The organism is Butyrivibrio sp. WCD3002, assembly GCF_000424265.1.
GTDB lineage: Bacteria > Bacillota > Clostridia > Lachnospirales > Lachnospiraceae > Butyrivibrio.
The window spans coordinates 24,873-44,309 of record NZ_AUJO01000016.1; the positions used below are offsets into that span (position 1 = coordinate 24,873).

15 protein-coding genes and 1 other annotated feature are annotated in these 19,437 nt (G+C 43.6%); of the genes, 1 reads left to right on the forward strand and 14 read right to left on the reverse strand.

Going from position 1 to position 19,437, the window contains the following annotated elements:
- Positions 1 to 55: 55 nt before the first annotated feature.
- The 13 genes from fusA to rpmG form a co-directional block, all read right to left on the reverse strand.
- Entirely contained in the window at positions 56 to 2,173 is a 2,118-nt protein-coding gene (fusA, locus tag G608_RS0113345; protein WP_026496460.1) for an elongation factor G, read from the reverse strand.
- Between the two features lie 52 nt (positions 2,174 to 2,225).
- Positions 2,226 to 2,696: a 30S ribosomal protein S7 gene (gene rpsG / locus G608_RS0113350; protein WP_026496461.1), complete on the reverse strand. Its 471-nt coding sequence runs from the start codon at positions 2,694 to 2,696 to the stop codon at positions 2,226 to 2,228.
- A gap of 164 nt (positions 2,697 to 2,860) precedes the next feature.
- Positions 2,861 to 3,280 carry a 30S ribosomal protein S12 gene (gene rpsL, locus G608_RS0113355; protein ID WP_026493590.1) on the reverse strand — a complete coding sequence of 140 codons (420 nt, stop codon included), beginning with the start codon at positions 3,278 to 3,280 and terminating at the stop codon, positions 2,861 to 2,863.
- A 182-nt stretch (positions 3,281 to 3,462) separates the two neighbouring features.
- A complete protein-coding gene (rpoC, locus tag G608_RS0113360) occupies positions 3,463 to 7,158 on the reverse strand; it encodes a DNA-directed RNA polymerase subunit beta' (RefSeq protein WP_051209348.1) in 3,696 nt (1,231 codons plus the stop codon).
- Positions 7,159 to 7,224: 66 nt separating this feature from the next.
- Entirely contained in the window at positions 7,225 to 11,085 is a 3,861-nt protein-coding gene (gene rpoB / locus G608_RS0113365; protein ID WP_026496463.1) for a DNA-directed RNA polymerase subunit beta, read from the reverse strand.
- Positions 11,086 to 11,387: 302 nt separating this feature from the next.
- Positions 11,388 to 11,762: a 50S ribosomal protein L7/L12 gene (rplL, locus tag G608_RS0113370; protein WP_026496464.1), complete on the reverse strand. Its 375-nt coding sequence runs from the start codon at positions 11,760 to 11,762 to the stop codon at positions 11,388 to 11,390.
- Positions 11,763 to 11,817: 55 nt separating this feature from the next.
- Positions 11,818 to 12,405 (reverse strand): 50S ribosomal protein L10, encoded by a 588-nt coding sequence (gene rplJ, locus G608_RS0113375; protein WP_026496465.1) that lies wholly within the window; start codon positions 12,403 to 12,405, stop codon positions 11,818 to 11,820.
- A 23-nt stretch (positions 12,406 to 12,428) separates the two neighbouring features.
- Positions 12,429 to 12,553: a sequence feature (ribosomal protein L10 leader region), on the reverse strand.
- Positions 12,554 to 12,615: 62 nt separating this feature from the next.
- Positions 12,616 to 13,944, reverse strand: a complete 1,329-nt coding sequence (locus G608_RS0113380) for a CapA family protein (RefSeq protein WP_196810198.1) — start codon at positions 13,942 to 13,944, stop codon at positions 12,616 to 12,618.
- 137 nt (positions 13,945 to 14,081) lie between these two features.
- Complete coding sequence (gene rplA, locus G608_RS0113385; protein ID WP_026496467.1) at positions 14,082 to 14,771, reverse strand: 50S ribosomal protein L1; 690 nt, start codon at positions 14,769 to 14,771, stop codon at positions 14,082 to 14,084.
- Positions 14,772 to 14,785: 14 nt separating this feature from the next.
- Positions 14,786 to 15,211, reverse strand: a complete 426-nt coding sequence (rplK, locus tag G608_RS0113390; protein ID WP_026496468.1) for a 50S ribosomal protein L11 — start codon at positions 15,209 to 15,211, stop codon at positions 14,786 to 14,788.
- A gap of 148 nt (positions 15,212 to 15,359) precedes the next feature.
- On the reverse strand, positions 15,360 to 15,998 hold the full coding sequence (gene nusG / locus G608_RS0113395; RefSeq protein ID WP_026496469.1) for a transcription termination/antitermination protein NusG: 639 nt from the start codon (positions 15,996 to 15,998) through the stop codon (positions 15,360 to 15,362).
- Positions 15,999 to 16,012: 14 nt separating this feature from the next.
- The gene (secE, locus tag G608_RS0113400; protein WP_026496470.1) at positions 16,013 to 16,219 is read right to left on the reverse strand and encodes a preprotein translocase subunit SecE; all 207 of its coding nucleotides are present in this window, start codon (positions 16,217 to 16,219) and stop codon (positions 16,013 to 16,015) included.
- 86 nt (positions 16,220 to 16,305) lie between these two features.
- The gene (rpmG, locus tag G608_RS0113405) at positions 16,306 to 16,455 is read right to left on the reverse strand and encodes a 50S ribosomal protein L33 (RefSeq protein WP_026496471.1); all 150 of its coding nucleotides are present in this window, start codon (positions 16,453 to 16,455) and stop codon (positions 16,306 to 16,308) included.
- Positions 16,456 to 16,749: 294 nt separating this feature from the next.
- Here rpmG and fliD point away from each other — a divergent pair, with 294 nt between their 5' ends.
- Entirely contained in the window at positions 16,750 to 18,042 is a 1,293-nt protein-coding gene (fliD, locus tag G608_RS0113410) for a flagellar filament capping protein FliD (protein WP_026496472.1), read from the forward strand.
- A 78-nt stretch (positions 18,043 to 18,120) separates the two neighbouring features.
- On the opposite strand, the gene G608_RS0113415 is transcribed toward fliD, so the two are convergent.
- The gene (locus G608_RS0113415; RefSeq protein ID WP_026496473.1) at positions 18,121 to 19,392 is read right to left on the reverse strand and encodes a UDP-galactopyranose/dTDP-fucopyranose mutase family protein; all 1,272 of its coding nucleotides are present in this window, start codon (positions 19,390 to 19,392) and stop codon (positions 18,121 to 18,123) included.
- Positions 19,393 to 19,437: the final 45 nt, after the last annotated feature.

Below are 19,437 nucleotides of genomic sequence, written 5' to 3' on the forward strand. Positions count from 1 at the left end.
AACAAGGGCTTTGTGGCACGATTTCATTAGAAATCGTTGCCACCCCTTAATTTATTTAAGCATTTTTGTTAGAGAGTACTTTCTCCTGGATGTTCTTCGGAACAGGAGCATACTTCTCAAAGAACATTGAGTAGTTACCACGACCCTGTGTTCTTGAACGAAGGTCTGTAGCATATCCGAACATCTCAGCAAGCGGAACGTGTGCTCTAACGATCTTTCCACCGCCCATGTCATCCATACCTTCAACCTGTCCACGACGTGAGTTAACGTCACCGATAACATCACCCATGTACTCTTCAGGCATAGTAACTTCAACCTTCATGATAGGCTCAAGGAGAACCATTCCGCCCTTAGCCATAGCATCCTTGAATGCCATTGATCCGGCAATATGGAATGCCATTTCTGATGAATCGACTTCATGGTATGATCCGTCGTAAACTGTAGCGTGTACACCTACAACAGGGAATCCACCAAGTGATCCGGCCTTCATAGCCTCTTCGATACCTTCGCTGATAGGCTGGATGTATTCCTTAGGAATAGAACCACCGACAACTTCGCTATCGAACTGGTAAAGGTTCTCTCCGTTAGCATCCATGGGCTCGAAGCGAACTTTACAGTGACCATACTGACCACGTCCACCAGACTGCTTAGCATACTTACTCTCGATATCGCAAGCATTAAGAAGAGCTTCTCTGTATGCAACCTGAGGTGCACCAACGTTAGCTTCTACCTTGTACTCACGGAGAAGTCTGTCGACGATGATATCAAGGTGAAGCTCACCCATACCAGCGATGATTGTCTGACCTGTCTCAGCATTAGTATGTGCTCTGAATGTAGGATCCTCTTCTGCAAGCTTCATAAGAGCTTCGTCAAGCTTCTGCTGACCAGCCTTAGTCTTAGGCTCGATAGCAAGCTCGATAACGGGATCCGGGAACTCCATAGACTCAAGGATTACGGGGTTCTTATCATCACAGAGAGTATCACCTGTAGTTGTGTTCTTAAGACCAACAGCTGCAGCGATATCACCTGAGTAAACCTTATCAAGGTCTGAACGCTTGTTAGCGTGCATCTGAAGGATACGTCCAAGACGCTCCTTGTTGTCCTTTGTACTGTTAAGTACATAAGAACCTGAATTTGCAGTACCACGATATACGCGGAAGAATGCAAGCTTTCCTACGAAAGGATCGCTGACAATCTTGAATGCAAGAGCTGCGAAGGGGCCATCATCTGTTGACTCAACCTCAACCTCATTGCCATCCATGTCTGTACCCTTACAAGCAGGGATATCAAGAGGTGAAGGCATGAACTCGATAACAGCATCGATGAGCTTCTGAATACCTCTGTTTCTGTGAGCAGAACCACAGCAAACAGGGAAAGCCTTACATTCACAAGTTGCCTTACGAAGAGCAGCCTTAAGCTCCTCCTTTGTAGGCTCCTCACCTTCAAGGTACTTCATCATAAGATCTTCATCGAGGTCGCAGATCTTCTCTACGAGCTCACTACGATAAAGCTCTGCATCGTCCTTAAGATCAGCAGGGATCTCACCGATAGTAACATCTTCACCCTTATCATCATTATAGATATAAGCCTGCATCTCAAAAAGGTCGATAATACCCTGGAACTGATCCTCAGCTCCGATCGGGATTTCGATCATAATAGCATTTTTCTTAAGTCTATTACGGATCTGCTCAACAGCTCCGAAATAGTTTGCTCCGATGATATCCATCTTGTTGATGAATGCCATACGAGGAACATTAAATCCATCAGCCTGACGCCATACGTTCTCAGACTGAGGCTCAACGCCTTCTTTTGCACTGAATACGCCTACAGCGCCGTCAAGTACACGAAGTGAACGCTCAACCTCAACGGTAAAGTCAACGTGGCCGGGAGTATCGATAATGTTGATACGATGCTCCTGAGCACCGGGCTTAACCTTTCCGTTTTCCTGAAGTGTCCAATGGCATGTTGTAGCTGCAGATGTGATAGTGATACCTCTCTCCTGCTCCTGTTCCATCCAGTCCATGGTAGCAGTACCTTCATAGGTCTCACCAATCTTGTAGTTAACACCGGTATAGTAAAGAATACGCTCTGTAAGTGTAGTCTTACCAGCATCGATATGAGCCATAATACCAATGTTTCTGGTTCTTTCCAATGGATATTGTCTTTCAGCCAAAGGTTTATCCTCCTAATAAAATACGACGTTTCTTACACTGAGAATCCAAAAATTAGAATCTGTAGTGTGAGAATGCCTTGTTTGCTTCTGCCATCTTGTGCATATCTTCTTTTCTCTTAACAGATGCACCTGTGTTGTTGAATGCATCAAGAATTTCTGATGCAAGTCTGTCAACCATGGTCTTCTCGCCTCTGTTACGAGAAAATGTTACAAGCCAGCGAAGTGCAAGGGCCTGACGTCTATCCGGACGAACCTCGATCGGTACCTGATATGTAGCACCACCGATACGTCTAGCCTTTACCTCGAGAGCGGGCATGATGTTGTTCATAGCACCCTCGAATACTTCAAGAGCAGGCTTTCCAGCCTTCTCCTCTACCTGTGCGAATGCACCATATACGATCTTCTGTGCAACACCCTTCTTACCATCAAGCATAACTGCGTTGATAAGCTTTGTTACAACCTTGTTATCGTATAAAGGATCCGCTAATACGTCACGTTTTACAATATGTCCTTTACGCGGCACGGTTCTTCCCTCCTTTAGAATCGCAGATGAGTGTCAGTCTTCATCTGTTTACTATAGATCATAGGTACTCACTAATTTTAGTGTACGTGCGGGTCTTTTTATTACGAAAAAAGAAACACCAACACTATAAAAAAATTAGATCTTGTTAATGATAGTTACTTAGATTACTTTGCAGCCTTAGGTCTCTTTGCGCCGTACTTGGAGCGAGCCTGCTTACGGTCTGCAACACCTGCTGTATCAAGAGTTCCACGGATAATGTGATATCTTGTACCAGGCAGGTCCTTAACTCTTCCGCCACGGATGAGAACAACGCTGTGCTCCTGAAGGTTGTGACCTTCGCCGGGAATGTAGCTTGTTACCTCGATACCGTTAGAAAGACGTACTCTGGCGATCTTTCTAAGAGCTGAGTTAGGCTTCTTAGGTGTAGCAGTCTTAACAGCTGTGCAAACGCCTCTCTTCTGCGGTGATGCAGTGTCGATAGCCTTCTTGTGAAGGGAATTGAATCCTTTCTGAAGTGCAGGAGCTGTAGACTTCTTCTCAGAAGTCTGACGACCTTTACGAACTAACTGGTTAAATGTTGGCATTCCTTTTACCTCCTATTTTAGTAGTAAAACAATATATGATAAACAGACAGCTCTCTGACATAGAAACTATCTGAAAATCAACACACACTTCAAGCGAAAGGGGCAAACTACCCCTCTCGCTTGTCGCACAGTTTTAAAGTATACGTATATCAATATGTGTTGTCAAGTTAAATATTTCTAAATTACTCTTCATCATCAGCAACGATAACTTCTTCTGCATCGTCGATTTCTTCAACAAATACATCATCATCATCCATTGCTCTCTTCTTAAGGATCAGCTTCTCAGGATCCTTGAAGTTGGCATCGGTATTAAGTGCTGTATTACGATAACGCTTCATACCTGTACCTGCAGGAATCAGCTTACCGATAATAACATTTTCCTTAAGACCGATAAGAGGATCAACCTTACCCTTAATAGCTGCGTCTGTAAGAACCTTTGTTGTTTCCTGGAAGGAAGCAGCTGAAAGGAATGAGTTTGTAGCAAGTGCAGCCTTGGTGATACCAAGAATTACCTGCTTTCCTTCAGCGGGTTTCTTACCTTCGCTGATAAGTCTCTCGTTATCATCCTCGAAATCAAGAACATCAACGAGTGTTCCGGGCAGGAAGCTTGTATCTCCGCTCTCCTCGATGCGAACCTTCTTAAGCATCTGACGTACGATAACCTCGATATGCTTATCACAGATATCAACACCCTGGAGACGGTAAACTCTCTGAACCTCGCGGAGCAGATAGTCCTGAACAGCACGGATACCCTTAATCTTAAGAAGATCGTGAGGATTTACACTACCTTCTGTAAGCTCATCACCGGCTTCAACGACTTTGCCGTCTGTAACCTTGATACGTGATCCGTAAGGAATCAGGTAAGCCTTTGACTCTCCTGTTTCGTCATTAGTGATGACAACTTCACGCTTCTTCTTTGTATCCTTAATCTGAGCTGTTCCGTCAAGCTCTGAAATAATAGCAAGTCCCTTAGGCTTTCTTGCCTCAAAAAGCTCCTCTACACGGGGAAGACCCTGTGTAATATCGCCACCGGCAACACCACCGGTATGGAATGTTCTCATTGTAAGCTGTGTACCGGGCTCACCGATTGACTGAGCAGCGATGATACCAACTGTCTCACCAACCTGAACGGGCTCACCTGTTGCCATGTTTGCACCATAGCACTTAGCACAGATACCAATGTGTGAACGGCAGGTAAGGATTGTACGGATCTTTACAGCGCTAACCGGCTCACCCTTACTGTTAACACCCTGGCTTAAGATTCTCTTAGCACGGCTGGGTGTGATGATGTGATTCTTCTTAACAATAACGTTTCCGTCCTTGTCCTTGATATCCTCACATGTATATCTGCCTGTGATACGATCCTCAAGAGGCTCGATCATGGCATTACCATCCTTGAATTCCTTAACTGTAATTCCGGGAATAGTTGCCTTTCCTTCGCTACAATCAAGCTCACGGATGATAAGTTCCTGAGATACGTCAACCATTCGACGTGTCAGGTAACCTGAATCGGCTGTACGAAGAGCTGTATCTGACAGACCCTTACGAGCACCATGCGCTGACATGAAGTATTCCAGAACGTCAAGGCCTTCACGGAAGTTGGACTTGATAGGAAGTTCGATCGTACGACCGGTTGTATCTGCCATAAGTCCACGCATACCTGCCAGCTGCTTGATCTGCTGGTTACTACCACGGGCACCGGAATCAGCCATCATGTGGATGTTGTTATATTTATCAAGACCTTCGAGAAGGGCATCTGTAAGCTCTTTATCGGTCTTCATCCAAGTCTCAACAACAAGACGATAACGCTCTTCGTCTGTCATCTTACCGCGTCTGTACTCGGTAGCAATCTTATCAACTATTGCCTGAGCCTCGTCAAGCATCTGTTGCTTCTGCGGAGGAACTGTCATGTCAGCGATTGAAACTGTCATAGCAGCTCTTGTTGAGTAATGGTAACCTGTAGCCTTGATCTTATCGAGAACTTCTGCTGTAGCAAAGGTTCCGTGTGTATTGATCATATTTGTAACGATCTTCTTGAGCTGCTTCTTACCAACCATGAAGTCGATTTCAAGGTCAAGCTTATGCTCGGGATCCTTACGATCAACGAATCCGAGATCCTGAGGAATGAACTCGTTGAAAAGGAATCTACCAAGTGTTGACTCAACTACACCTGTAACATCCTCACCGTTCTCATCCTTACGTGTAACACGGATCTTGATGCGAGACTGAAGTGTGATGTAATCGTTCTCATAAGCAAGGATAGCTTCATCAATGTTCTTGAAGAACTTTCCTTCGCCCTTAGCACCTTCGCGCTCCTGTGTAAGATAGTAGATACCAAGTACCATATCCTGTGTAGGAACGTTTACAGGGCCACCGTCAGAAGGCTTAAGCAGGTTGTTGGGAGCAAGCATAAGGAAGCGGCTCTCAGCCTGTGCCTCAACTGACAGAGGAAGATGTACAGCCATCTGGTCTCCATCGAAGTCGGCATTGAAAGGTGTACATACAAGAGGATGAAGCTTTATAGCTTTACCTTCTACAAGTATGGGCTCAAATGCCTGAATACCAAGTCTGTGAAGTGTGGGAGCACGGTTAAGCATTACAGGATGCTCTTTGATTACATCCTCGAGTACATCCCATACCTCTTCCTCGAGTCTCTCAACCTTCTTCTTAGCATTCTTTATGTTCTGTGAGATTCCTCTGGAAACAAGCTCTTTCATAACAAAAGGCTTGAAAAGCTCGATAGCCATTTCCTTAGGAAGTCCGCACTGATAAATCTTAAGCTCAGGACCTACGACGATAACTGAACGTCCTGAATAGTCAACACGCTTACCAAGAAGGTTCTGACGGAAACGACCGCCCTTACCTTTAAGCATGTCTGAAAGTGACTTGAGTGCACGGTTACCGGGACCTGTAACAGGTCTTCCACGTCTACCGTTATCAATAAGCGCATCTACAGCTTCCTGAAGCATACGCTTCTCGTTTCTAACGATGATGTCCGGAGCACCAAGATCAAGAAGTCTCTTAAGACGGTTGTTACGGTTGATGATACGACGATACAGATCGTTAAGATCTGATGTAGCAAAACGTCCACCGTCAAGCTGTACCATAGGACGAAGATCCGGAGGAATAACCGGTATGCAGTCAAGAATCATCCACGAAGGTTCGTTTCCGGACTCACGGAATGACTCAACTACTTCAAGTCTCTTGATGATACGCTGCTTCTTCTGTCCGCTAGATGTATCAAGACCATCCTTAAGCTCCTGATACTCAGCTTCAAGATCAATGTTCATAAGAAGCTCTTTAATAGCCTCTGCACCGATACCTGCACGGAACTTCATTCCGAACTCATCGCGTGCTTCCTGGTACTCTTTCTCAGAGAGAACCTGCTTGTACTCAAGGTTTGATTCACCGGGATCAAGTACTATATAAGAAGCAAAGTAAAGAACCTTCTCAAGTACTCTGGGTGAAAGGTCAAGTATAAGACCCATTCTGCTGGGGATACCCTTGAAATACCAAATGTGGGAAACAGGAGCAGCAAGTTCGATGTGACCCATACGCTCACGACGTACACTGCTCTTTGTAACTTCTACGCCACATCTGTCACAAATAACGCCCTTATAACGGATTTTCTTATATTTACCGCAGTGACATTCCCAATCCTTGGTGGGTCCAAAGATCTTCTCGCAGAAAAGACCGTCGCGCTCAGGCTTGAGAGTACGATAGTTAATAGTCTCAGGCTTGAGTACCTCTCCGTGTGACCACTCTCTGATCTTCTCAGGAGAAGCAAGACCAATCTTAATTGCATCAAATGTCATTGGCTGATATGTAGGTGTAGCAGCTACCCTACCGTTTGAAGCATCATTTATTGCTTTATTCATTGTAGAATCAGACATTCGTAACCTCTTTTCTGTTGTTTACATGGTTTCTAAAACTACTAAGTTGCTTTAGTTCTCATCCAGACCGTCTGCAGCATCAAACTCTTCCTCAAAAGCTGCATCGTCTTCTTCATCCGCTACAAGCTCACCGTCTTCGCTGAATGAACCTGTCTGGTAACCATTTTCCGCAAATGACTCACGATCATAATCACGGTTTACTTCGCCTTCGATCTCATAACGATAATCAGAATCGCTGTAATCAACAGATTCCATAATCTCGACCTCAGTGTTATCCTCGCGAAGTACTCTTACATCAAGACCAAGTGACTGAAGTTCCTTAAGAAGAACCTTGAATGATTCCGGAACACCGGGTTCAGGAATGTTGTCACCCTTGATGATTGCTTCATAAGTCTTAACACGACCAACAACATCATCAGACTTAACTGTAAGGATCTCCTGAAGTGTATAAGCAGCGCCATAAGCCTCAAGAGCCCAAACTTCCATCTCTCCGAAACGCTGTCCACCGAACTGTGCCTTACCGCCGAGAGGCTGCTGTGTAACCAGTGAGTAAGGGCCGGTTGAACGAGCATGGATCTTATCATCTACAAGGTGATGGAGCTTGAGGTAATGCATGTGTCCGATTGTAGTCGGTGAATCGAACGGAATACCTGTACGTCCGTCACGGAGCTGAACCTTACCATCTGTGTGGATCGGAACGCCTTTCCAAAGTTCTCTGTGATCTCTGTTGTCATAGAGATACTTCATGATCTCAGGATCAACTGAATCTTTATATTTCTCTTCAAACTCTTCCCATGTGCTGTTTACATAATCGTTAGCCATGGTAAGTGTTGCCTGAATATCTTTCTCGTTTGCACCGTCAAAAATAGGTGTAGCGATGTTAAAGCCAAGAGCCTTAGCTGCAAGAGAAAGGTGAATCTCAAGGACCTGTCCGATATTCATACGAGAAGGCACGCCCAAAGGATTAAGTACGATATCAAGTGGACGACCATTAGGCAGGTACGGCATATCCTCGATAGGAAGTACACGGGAAACGACACCCTTGTTACCGTGACGACCAGCCATCTTATCACCAACTGAAATCTTTCTCTTCTGAGCAATGTAGATGCGAACCGCCTGGTTTACACCAGGGCTGAGCTCATCGCCATTCTCTCTTGTGAATACCTTAGCATCAACAACGATACCGTATTCACCGTGAGGAACCTTAAGTGATGTATCACGAACCTCTCTGGCCTTTTCACCGAAAATAGCACGGAGAAGTCTCTCTTCTGCTGTAAGCTCTGTCTCTCCCTTAGGAGTAACCTTACCTACAAGGATATCACCGGCACGAACCTCTGCACCGATACGAATAATTCCGCGATCATCCAGGTTCTTAAGTGCATCATCACCAACACCGGGAACGTCTCTTGTAATTTCTTCCGGTCCGAGCTTTGTCTCACGAGCTTCTGCCTCGTACTCCTCGATGTGAATAGATGTAAATACATCGTCACGAACAAGTCTCTCACTAAGAAGTACAGCATCCTCGTAGTTATAACCTTCCCAAGTCATGAATCCGATAAGAGGATTCTTACCAAGACCAAGCTCACCCATGCTTGTTGAAGGACCATCAGCGATAACCTCACCTGCTTCAACATGATCGCCCTTAAATACGATAGGACGCTGGTTGTAGCAGTTACTCTGGTTACTTCTCTGGAATTTGATAAGGTGATACTCTTCCTTCTCACCATCATCGTATGTCATCTTAATAAGCTTACTGTCTACAAAATCAATTGTTCCTGCCTTCTTGGCAACAACGCAAACACCTGAATCGACAGCAGCCTTGCGCTCCATACCTGTTCCTACTGCAGGAGCTTCTGTTGTAAGAAGCGGCACTGCCTGACGCTGCATGTTTGAACCCATCAGAGCACGGTTAGCATCGTCGTTCTCAAGGAAAGGGATAAGTGCTGTAGCAACTGAGAATACCATTCTCGGTGATACGTCCATGTACTCGAACGCTGTCTTGGGATACTCGGATGTCTCATCTCTGAAACGACCGGATGCGTTGTTCTTCTTAAAGTATCCGTTCTCATCAAGAGGTGTGTTAGCCTGAGCTACATGGAAGTTATCCTCTTCATCTGCTGTCAGGTACTCAACCTCATCAGTTACACGAGGATTCTGAGGATCTGACTGATCTACCTTACGGTAAGGTGCCTCAATGAAACCATACTGATTAACTCTTGCATAGCTTGCAAGTGAATTGATAAGACCGATGTTAGGTCCTTCAGGTGTCTCAATAGGGCACATACGTCCATAGTGTGTATAGTGTACGTCTCGAACCTCGAATCCGGCTCTGTCTCTTGAAAGACCACCGGGACCAAGAGCTGAGAGACGGCGCTTGTGAGTAAGCTCACCAAGCGGGTTATTCTGATCCATGAACTGTGAAAGCTGTGAAGATCCGAAGAATTCCTTAACAGCTGCCTGTACAGGCTTAATGTTTATAAGACCCTGTGCAGAAATCTCATCAGCATCATGAGTTGTCATACGCTCACGTACAACACGCTCAAGTCTTGAAAGACCGATTCTGTACTGGTTCTGTAAAAGCTCACCTACGCAGCGGATACGACGATTTCCGAGGTGGTCGATATCGTCATCATTACCGATGCCATACTCAAGGTGCATATTATAGTTAATAGAAGCAAGAATATCTTCTTTTGTAATGTGCTTAGGAATCAGATCATTTACATTCTTGCGGATTGCTTCTGCAAGGCTTTCGGGATCAGTATTCTCTGCAAACTCTGCAAGGATATCTCTAAGAGCAGGATAATATACGCTCTCAGTGATTCCGAGCTCTTCAGGATTGCAGTCAATAAAGCTTGTAATGTCTACCATAAGGTTAGAAAGAACCTTAATGTTACGCTCCTCACCCTGGATCATTACATAAGGAATAGCTGCATTCTGAATCTCAGTAGCAAGAGCACGGTCAACCTTTGTGCCTGCTGCTGCGATCATCTCGCCTGTATTCTCATCGATTACGTCCTCTGCAAGGATCTTGCCACTGATTCTGTTCTTGAAGTGAAGCTTCTTATTGAACTTATAACGTCCAACCTTAGCAAGATCATATCTTCTTGCATCAAAGAACATAGCGTGAATAAGACTCTCTGCACTTTCAACACTGAGAGGTTCACCGGGACGAATCTTCTTATACAGCTCTAAAAGACCACTCTGGTAATCAGTTGAAGGGTCCTTTGCAAAGCTTGCCTGTATCTTAGGCTCATCACCGAATAACTGTGAGATTTCCTCGTTTGATCCAATACCAAGCGCACGAATAAGAACAGTAACCGGTACCTTTCTGGTTCTGTCCACTCTTACATAAAATACATCATAAGAATCAGTCTCATACTCAAGCCATGCACCACGGTTAGGAATAACTGTGCAGGCAATGAGCTTCTTACCGATCTTATCACGGGTAATATCATAATAAATACCAGGGGAACGCACTAACTGGCTGACAATAACACGCTCTGCGCCATTTATTACAAATGTTCCGGTTGCAGTCATAAGCGGGAGATCACCCATGAAGATCTCATGCTCTGTAACTTCTCTGCTTTCCTTGTTATTCAGACGTACCCTGACTTTCAGAGGCGCTGCAAAAGTAGCATCTCTTTCCTTACATTTCTCAATAGTATTCTTGTTCTTGTCTATCTCATCTTCGCATAACTTAAAGTCAACGAACTCGAGACTAAGCTTATCACTGTAGTCTTCGATAGGAGAGATATCGTCAAAGACCTCTTTAAGGCCCTCGTCAAGAAACCATTGATATGAGTTCTTCTGAACTTCAATCAGGTTCGGCATCTCAAGGACTTCCTTTTGGCGCTGGAAACTCATACGTACATTTTTACCAGTACCACTAGGATGCAATCTGTTTTTTTCCATTGACATTCACCCCGTTCTTAATTTTTATTTAGTAGAAAAGCGTTAACACCCTAAAAAAGAGCATAATACGCCTACCACTCCACAATAGTGCATTTTCCATTCTACAACAAGCAATTTTACCAGTCAAGTGTTTTTTTATTTTTGTTTAAAACCTTCAAAATCATACTATATTTACAACGCTTAACAAAAGCTAATATTTTACATCATAGGAAATGCGCCAGAATTTCCTATGATGTAAAAAAGGGATATGCAACAAGTGCATATCCCTCTGTGTTATCTCGAAGATATAATGGTTAATCTTATTATTTAAGAGTAACCTTAGCGCCTTCAGCCTCAACCTTAGCCTTGATGTCGTCAGCTTCTTCCTTAGTAGCGCCTTCCTTAAGCATCTTAGGAGCTCCGTCAACAAGATCCTTAGCTTCCTTAAGTCCGAGACCTGTGATCTCACGAACAACCTTGATAACCTTAACCTTGTTAGGACCTACTTCTGTAAGCTCTACGTTGAAGTCTGTCTTCTCTTCCTCAGCGCCTGTTGCTGCACCGCCTGCTGCTACAACAACACCAGCTGCTGCTGATACGCCGAACTCCTCCTCGCAAGCCTTTACAAGATCGTTCAGTTCAAGAACGGATAACTCTTTGATTGCATCGATAATCTCTGCTGTGGATAACTTTGCCATTATTATTTACCTCCATAAATTTTTAATGAAAATTCTAAATTACTAAATCTTTAAATTACTCTGCTGCAGGTGCTGCTGCTTCTTCAGCAGGAGCCTCAGCTACAGGTGCTGCCTCTTCTGCAGGTGCTGCTTCCTCAGCGGGAGCTGCCTCACCACCCTCTGCCTTCTTCTCTGCGATCTGCTTAACCACACGAGCGAAGTTTGCGATAGGTGACTGCATAGAACCAAGCAACTTGGAAAGCAACTGATCCTTGGGAAGAATTGTAGCAATCTCCTTAAGTGCTTCTGCATCATAAAGTTTGCCTTCAATCACACCACCCTTGATCTCAAGTGCCTTTGCCTTCTTTGCAAAATCATAAAGTACACGTGCAGGAGCTGCAGGATCTGTCTCGGAAATAGCAAGTGCGCTAGGACCGTTAAGAAGATCAGCGAGCTGCTCATAGTCTGTACCCTTGAATGCAAAGTTCATCATGGTGTTCTTGTAAACCTTGTAACTAACGTTCTCCTCACGAAGCTTTTTACGAAGCTCTGTGTCCTGAGCAACAGTCAATCCGCGGTGATCTACAAGTACGAGTGCCTGTGCGTTCTGAATTTTGTCAGAAATCTCTTTTACTACAGGCTGTTTTAATTCAACCTTTGCCATCTTTTTACCTCCTTATAGAATTTACCGCCAAAGAAAAACGCCTCCCGAAAACAAGAGGCGAAAAAAGTCTAAATAACTTTTCCTCGGTAGGCGCTTCGCTTACGTCCTTTTGGACACCTACTGTCTTCGGCTGGTCATAACGACCTTGCATAATTTACCATAATCCAAAGAAAAAGTCAATCACTTTTTATTTATTTTATCATTTTACTTTTATCTGATATTTCCATCATCGTCTATGTTCACTCCGGGAGAAATATCACGAAGATGCTGCAGTATTCCGGCCTTTTCACCATCCACAGCTTCGCGTACCGTACAGCCGCTCTGAATAGCAGAAACAAATCTGAGCTCCACGCTGTGATCATTATGTACCTTTACCTGCAACAATCCGGTATTCAGAGTTTTTGAATTAAAGAGATAATTGCCAAGACTGTAAACAACAGGCACACCGTTTAGATATTCAAATTTCTGCAGAATATGCGGATGTCCGCCAACAATAAGATCTGCACCGGCTTCAACGATCTCGGCACTCTGCTTTTGCTGCCACCAGTCGATTTCCTCCTGATTCTCTGTTCCCCAATGGATGCAAACAATGACAAATGCGCCGTTATCCTTGGCTTCCCTTATACGTGAGCAAAGTCTTGTAATATCAAGGCATCTGAATACACCGGGCGAAGATTCTGTTGCGCCTCTGGTATCCGGAGTATCAAGTCGCTCGATCTCAGTCGCAGCTATGATAGCAACCCTGTTCCCACTTTGAGAAGTATAGTATACAGGCCTTGAAGCCTCTTCTATATTAACTCCTGCCCCAACTCTGGCTATACCGGCATTATCAATAGTTGTAAGGGTATCAAGAAGCGCAGTTTCGCCATAATCAAAGACATGGTTATTGGCAATAGTGCAAAGATCAACACCCATATCATTAAGCAGACTCACGGATGAAGGATCAGCCCTAAAGGTAAATGCTTTTCCCTCCTTAGGCACACCACCATTTGAATAGGGAAACTCATTATTTATGGCCATAATGTCTGCATCTCTCATATAAGACATAAGGCTGTCTCCGATCACTCCGGAAATTGCACCGCCGTTCTGCCTTATCCTGTTCATGATGGCATAGCCGGGATCAAATAAAATATCTCCTGCAAATCCAAATGAGATATAATCCTCATTCGCAGAAGTTATGTCATACTCAAGATTTCCTTCCGGCAACGCACTAACTTCAACAGCTGTCGCTTCGGTCTGATCATTTTCTAAAGCTTCTGTATCCTCGTCGGCAGTTTCCGGACTATCCTCCCGAACTACCTCATTTTCAGTCCCTATTAAAGCATCATCCACAACAGAAGAAACTATTTTTTCAGCATAGGGAACCCTGGTGACAGATGGCTGCGCTTGTGCTGCATCTTCCGGCATAACGGCAGAATTTTTACTATGCAAAATAGCCAGAACCACCGCACCTATAGTTATTGTCACAAGAAAAGAGCATACAAAAGCAATCACCACAGAATTAATGGAGCCCTTGTTGTCCGTTATTCTTTTTCTCACAAAATTATATAAGTTTTTCATACATTTAGAATACCATATTATGTGGATAATAGAAACATCACACCCATATCTTGTATTTATATATAAAAAAAGCAGAAACCTTGCGGTTTCTGCCTTTTAACACTAACAGTTATAAATTAATATCTGTTTGCAACAACCTTGACACCAGGTCCCATTGTTGTTGCAAGTGTGATGCTCTTAAGGTACTGACCCTTAACTGTTGAAGGCTTAGCCTTAACAATAGCTTCCATAAGAGCTGTGAAGTTCTGCTCAAGCTGCTCTTCTGAGAAAGATGCCTTTCCTACAGGGCAGTGAATGATGTTTGCCTTGTCAAGACGGTACTCGATCTTACCAGCCTTGATATCAGCGATAGCCTTAGTAACATCCATTGTTACTGTACCAGCCTTCGGGTTGGGCATAAGACCCTTAGGTCCGAGAACCTTACCAAGACGTCCTACAACACCCATCATATCAGGAGTAGCAACTACAACGTCAAAGTCAAGCCAACCTTCGTTCTGAATCTTAGGAATAAGCTCCTCGCCGCCAACATAGTCAGCGCCTGCAGCCTGTGCCTCATCAAGCTTTGTTCCCTTAGCGAAAACAAGAACCTTAACTGTCTTACCTGTTCCGTGCGGAAGAACAACCGCACCACGGATCTGCTGATCCGCATGACGACCGTCGCAGCTTGTACGAATGTGTACTTCAACAGTCTCATCAAATTTTGCAGTAGCAGACTTCTTTACTAAAGAGATTGCTTCTGCGGTCTCATACTGCTGTGCTCTGTCAACAAGCTTAGCAGCCTCTACATACTTCTTTCCGTGTTTCATCTCTTAGCCCTCCGTCAGTCTTCTACCACGATACCCATGCTGCGTGCAGTACCAGCGATCATGCTCATAGCACCTTCGATATCAACTGCATTCAAATCAGGCATCTTTGTCTCAGCGATTTCTCTGATCTTATCCTTAGAAATTGTTGCAACCTTGTTCTTGTTCGGAACACCAGAAGCCTTCTGAAGATTGCAAGCCTTCTTAAGAAGAACTGCTGCAGGAGGAGTTTTTGTGATGAATGTAAAACTTCTGTCTGCATAAACTGTGATTACTACAGGGATGATAAGATCACCCTTGTCAGCTGTCTTAGCGTTGAACTGCTTTGTGAATTCAACGATATTAACACCGTGCTGACCAAGAGCCGGACCAACCGGCGGTGCTGGTGTTGCTTTACCAGCCTGGATCTGTAACTTAATGTATCCTTCGACTTTCTTTGCCATTGTGGCACCTCCTAGAAATAATGTGGTCAGGCGCATCCTTTGCAAAACTGCGTGAATGCTCCCACTCCAGTTCCCATGAATTGAAACATCTTAATTCCAACTCATACTACATATATAAAGTGCATTAGCACATTATACCAACACTGCATCAAACCTTTCTGATTTCAGAAAAGCTGATCTCAACAGGTGTCTCTCTCTCAAACAGATTAACATTGATAGTAGCACTCTGTTTGCCGAAATCCATACGCTGAACAATACCAACAGTACCATTCCAAACACCTGCAACGACCTCAATCTCGTCACCAACGCCAAAGTCGATAGACATATTCTCGGTCTTAATTCCAAGCGGCTTAATCTCCGCATCTGATAACGGAACGGGTTTACTTCCCGGTCCTACGAATCCAGTAACACCTCTGGTATTACGAACAACATACCATGTCTCATCGTTCATATCCATGTTCACAAGAACATATCCAGGGAACATCTTACGTGAAACATTTTTACGTGTGCCGTTTTTCACCTCTACGACATCCTGAACAGGCACGCGAACTTCAAATATCTGATTCTGAAGGTGTCTGTTCTCGATAGTTTTCTCGAGATTAGCCTTAACCTTCATCTCATAACCTGAATAAGTATGTACTACATACCAATGTGCATTTGAATTAACAGCCTGCTCTCCGGAAGCCTCATTGCTATCAGCTTCTTCAACAGGAGCAGAGGTACTCTCTGCATCTGCTGCATTTGCAGTCAGATCGAGTTCATTCTCATTCTGCATCTCTTCAGCCATAATACTCCTTTTTATCAAATACTGGTAATAAGGTTAATAAGATATCCAAAACCATAGTCAAAAACAGCAATCAAAGCACCTACAATCAGTGAAATAATTACAACTGCTGAAGTCTGCTTGATAATATCATCTCTGCTGGGCCACATGATTTTATTAAACTCAGCTTTTACCCCATTTATAAAAGAAGATAATCCGCTTTTCTGTGCTTTATTTTCGCTCATAACAGTAAACTCCCTTCACCCATAGGATGAATACAACTTTGTTTATAACGCTTCAATAAATAAAGTGCAATAGCCAGTATCATTATTTACTTGGTCTCTTTATGAGTTGTGTGCTTCTTGCAGAAAGGACAGTACTTCTTGATCTCCATTCTGTCAGGATGTGTCTTCTTATCCTTAGTTGTATCATAGTTACGGTTTTTGCACTCAGTGCAGGCAAGTGTGATTCTTGTACGCATTTGTTCATTCCTCCGTGCGTTTTCTATACTTTAAATACAGTCTTATTTTTTGGCATAAAAAAAAGACCTAAATTTCTGTCGCCTACATACTATAGCATGGTAATTGCAAATCGTCAATCAATTTTTTTCTATGCGTTTTCTTTTTATGATTATTTCATACTTTTTTAATTGACTGCCTTGCATAGCGGATGCTAATGTAATAGTAAGAAAACATGTCTTTGTATGCCCACATGCAGGTTGCCAATGGATTGGCAGAAGTTATCGCATGACATCAAGGAAGAAAGGAGGGGCATCATGGCAGGCATTGGTATTAATGAAGCATATAATAATTTCGCAAGCACATATGTTGCTAAAGAGAACGCGAATGTAGACAAGCACAAAAAGAGCGATCTTCAGAATGTCTACAAGTCTATCGCCAGGATCAATAAAGAATCCCCTCTTCATGTTTTAAAACAGGATGATAATGCTCAGGCTGAGGCCGTGGGTATTAAAGAGCATGCCCGGGCTCTTCGAAGTCAGCTTCAGGATATCGGAAGCGAAGAAGAATCCGCTCTGAGCAAACGCTCTGCTGTATCCTCTGACAGCGATAAGGTGTCCGTTGAATATGTAGGAAGCGGTCAGGAAAACACAACAGAATTCACGATCGCAGTTGATCAGCTGGCAACCAATCAGATAAATGCAGGTCACTTCCTTCCCGATGAAGAAGTTGCTCTTCCGAAAGGAAATTACGCTTTCAATGCTAATGTAAACGGACACGAGTATGAATTCCAGTATAGCATACATGAAGGCGATACCAACAAAGATATTCAATCCAAGCTGACAAGACTGATAAACAAGGCAGGCATTGGACTTGTGGCAGGTCTTCAGGAGGATTCGCAAAATCAATCTACTATTATAATAGGTTCAAATGATACCGGATTAAAAACCGGCTACACTTTAAGGTTTGAAATAAGCGAATCAAGCTCCAGCGAAAAAGGTCTCAACGTAGGCTATTTCGGGCTGAACCTTGTAGCTCAGGAACCGGTAAATGCACATTTCTACCTGAACGGGAATGAGCACTACTCCTCCTCCAACAGATTTACGGTTGGAAATCAGTTTGACATCACGTTAAAACAGACCACCGATCCGGAAGCTCCCGTTTCAATAGGTGTTAAAAACGAAAACGATGCCCTTATTGAAAACGTACGAGGCCTGGTAAACGGCTACAACGGATTTATTGATAGTGTAAGCGGTGTTCATGATTCCGATTTCAAGAGTTCTAAGCTTGTAGGTGAGACCGTATCAATCGCACAGCACCATCTGCAAAATACAGAAAGCTACGGCATAACCATAAATGCCGAAGGACGCATCGATTATGACGCGCAAAAGCTCCGAGATGCAGCTAACGCAGGAAAAACAAAGGAAGCCATCGAGCCTCTTAAGGAATTTACAAAAGCGCTGGTTGCAAAGACGGAAGAAATTTCCATCAATCCCATGAAATATGTGGAGCGCCCGGTATTTAACTACAAGGATCCGCATGGCAGCGACAATCCTTCGCCCTATATCACCAGTGAATACAGTGGCATGATGTTCAACAACTACTGTTGAAGCTTTTCATAAGTGAAAATAAAAAAATCCATTCTGCTCTCGTTTCGCTTCGCGAATAATCGATCAGAATGGATTTTTTTATCTTACGCTGTCCACCATATCCAGGGCTGCAGCGATGACCTGGTCCATGTTGTAATATTTGTACTGACCAAGGCGTCCGCCAAAGAGTACATCGCCGTATTCCTCTGAAAGCTTCTTATACTCCTCGAAGAGAGAATTGTTCTTCTCATCATTCATCGGATAGTACGGCTCATCTCCCTTCTTCCAGTCAGCGGGATATTCTTTGGTAATGATAGTTCCCTTTCCGGTACCAAATTCAAAGTGCTTATGTTCGATAATTCTGGTATAAGGAATATCGCGTTCTGTGTAGTTTACTACCGCATTTCCCTGATAGTTATCGGTATCCGGCAGATCCTCTGTTTCGAAACGAAGAGATCTGTATTCAAGATTTCCAAGCTTATAATTAAAGAACTCATCGATCATTCCGGTGAAGAGAACCTTGTCAAAGCTGTCTCCGGTTACAGATTCGAAGGGCTTTGCAGGAACTCCGTCCTTCATCTTGATAAAATCAGCAAACTCACACTCAGTTTTTACAGTAATGCTTCCTGTAATACCCTGCTCTTTTTCATTTTCATTAGCCTCAAGTAAAAGAAGCTTTTTAATGATATCTGTGTAGCCACCGATAGGAATTCCCTGGTATCTGTCGTTAAAATAATTATTGTCATAAACAAAACGGAAGGGAAGTCTTCTTATTATAAATGCAGGAAGTTCTTTGCAATCTCGTCCCCACTGTTTTTCAGTATAGCCCTTTACAAGCTTTTCAAACACGTCACGGCCTGCAAGAGAAAGTCCCTGCTCCTCAAGGTTTGCAGCCTCAAAACCTTCACGAATATCCTGGCCGCTGGCTTTTGCCACATCAAGGAACTCTGCTGCCTCTTCATCTCCGTTTTCGGCGCGCTCCTTAAGAATACGCTTAACCTCAGCTTTTGCCTGCTTATCAATGATATCCTTTGCTTCATCAGGTGTTTTGATATTCCACATTTTGCTGAAGGTATTCATATTAAAAGGAAGATTATAGAGTTCATCATGATAAACAGCCACGGGTGAATTGATATATTGATTGAACTCCGTAAAGCGGTTTATATACTCCCAGACCTTCTTATCAGATGTGTGAAAAATGTGAGCTCCGTAGATATGGACATTTATTCCCATCCTGTTCTCTGTATAGATATTTCCGCCGATATGATTTCTTCTGTCGATAACGAGAACCTTCTTACCGTCCCTTGCCATTTCATGCGCAAAGACGCTGCCAAAAAGTCCGGCACCAACAACTAAATAATCGTATTTCATGTTTCCCTCCAAAAAATTACTTTAAGTTATTGTAACAATCACAGG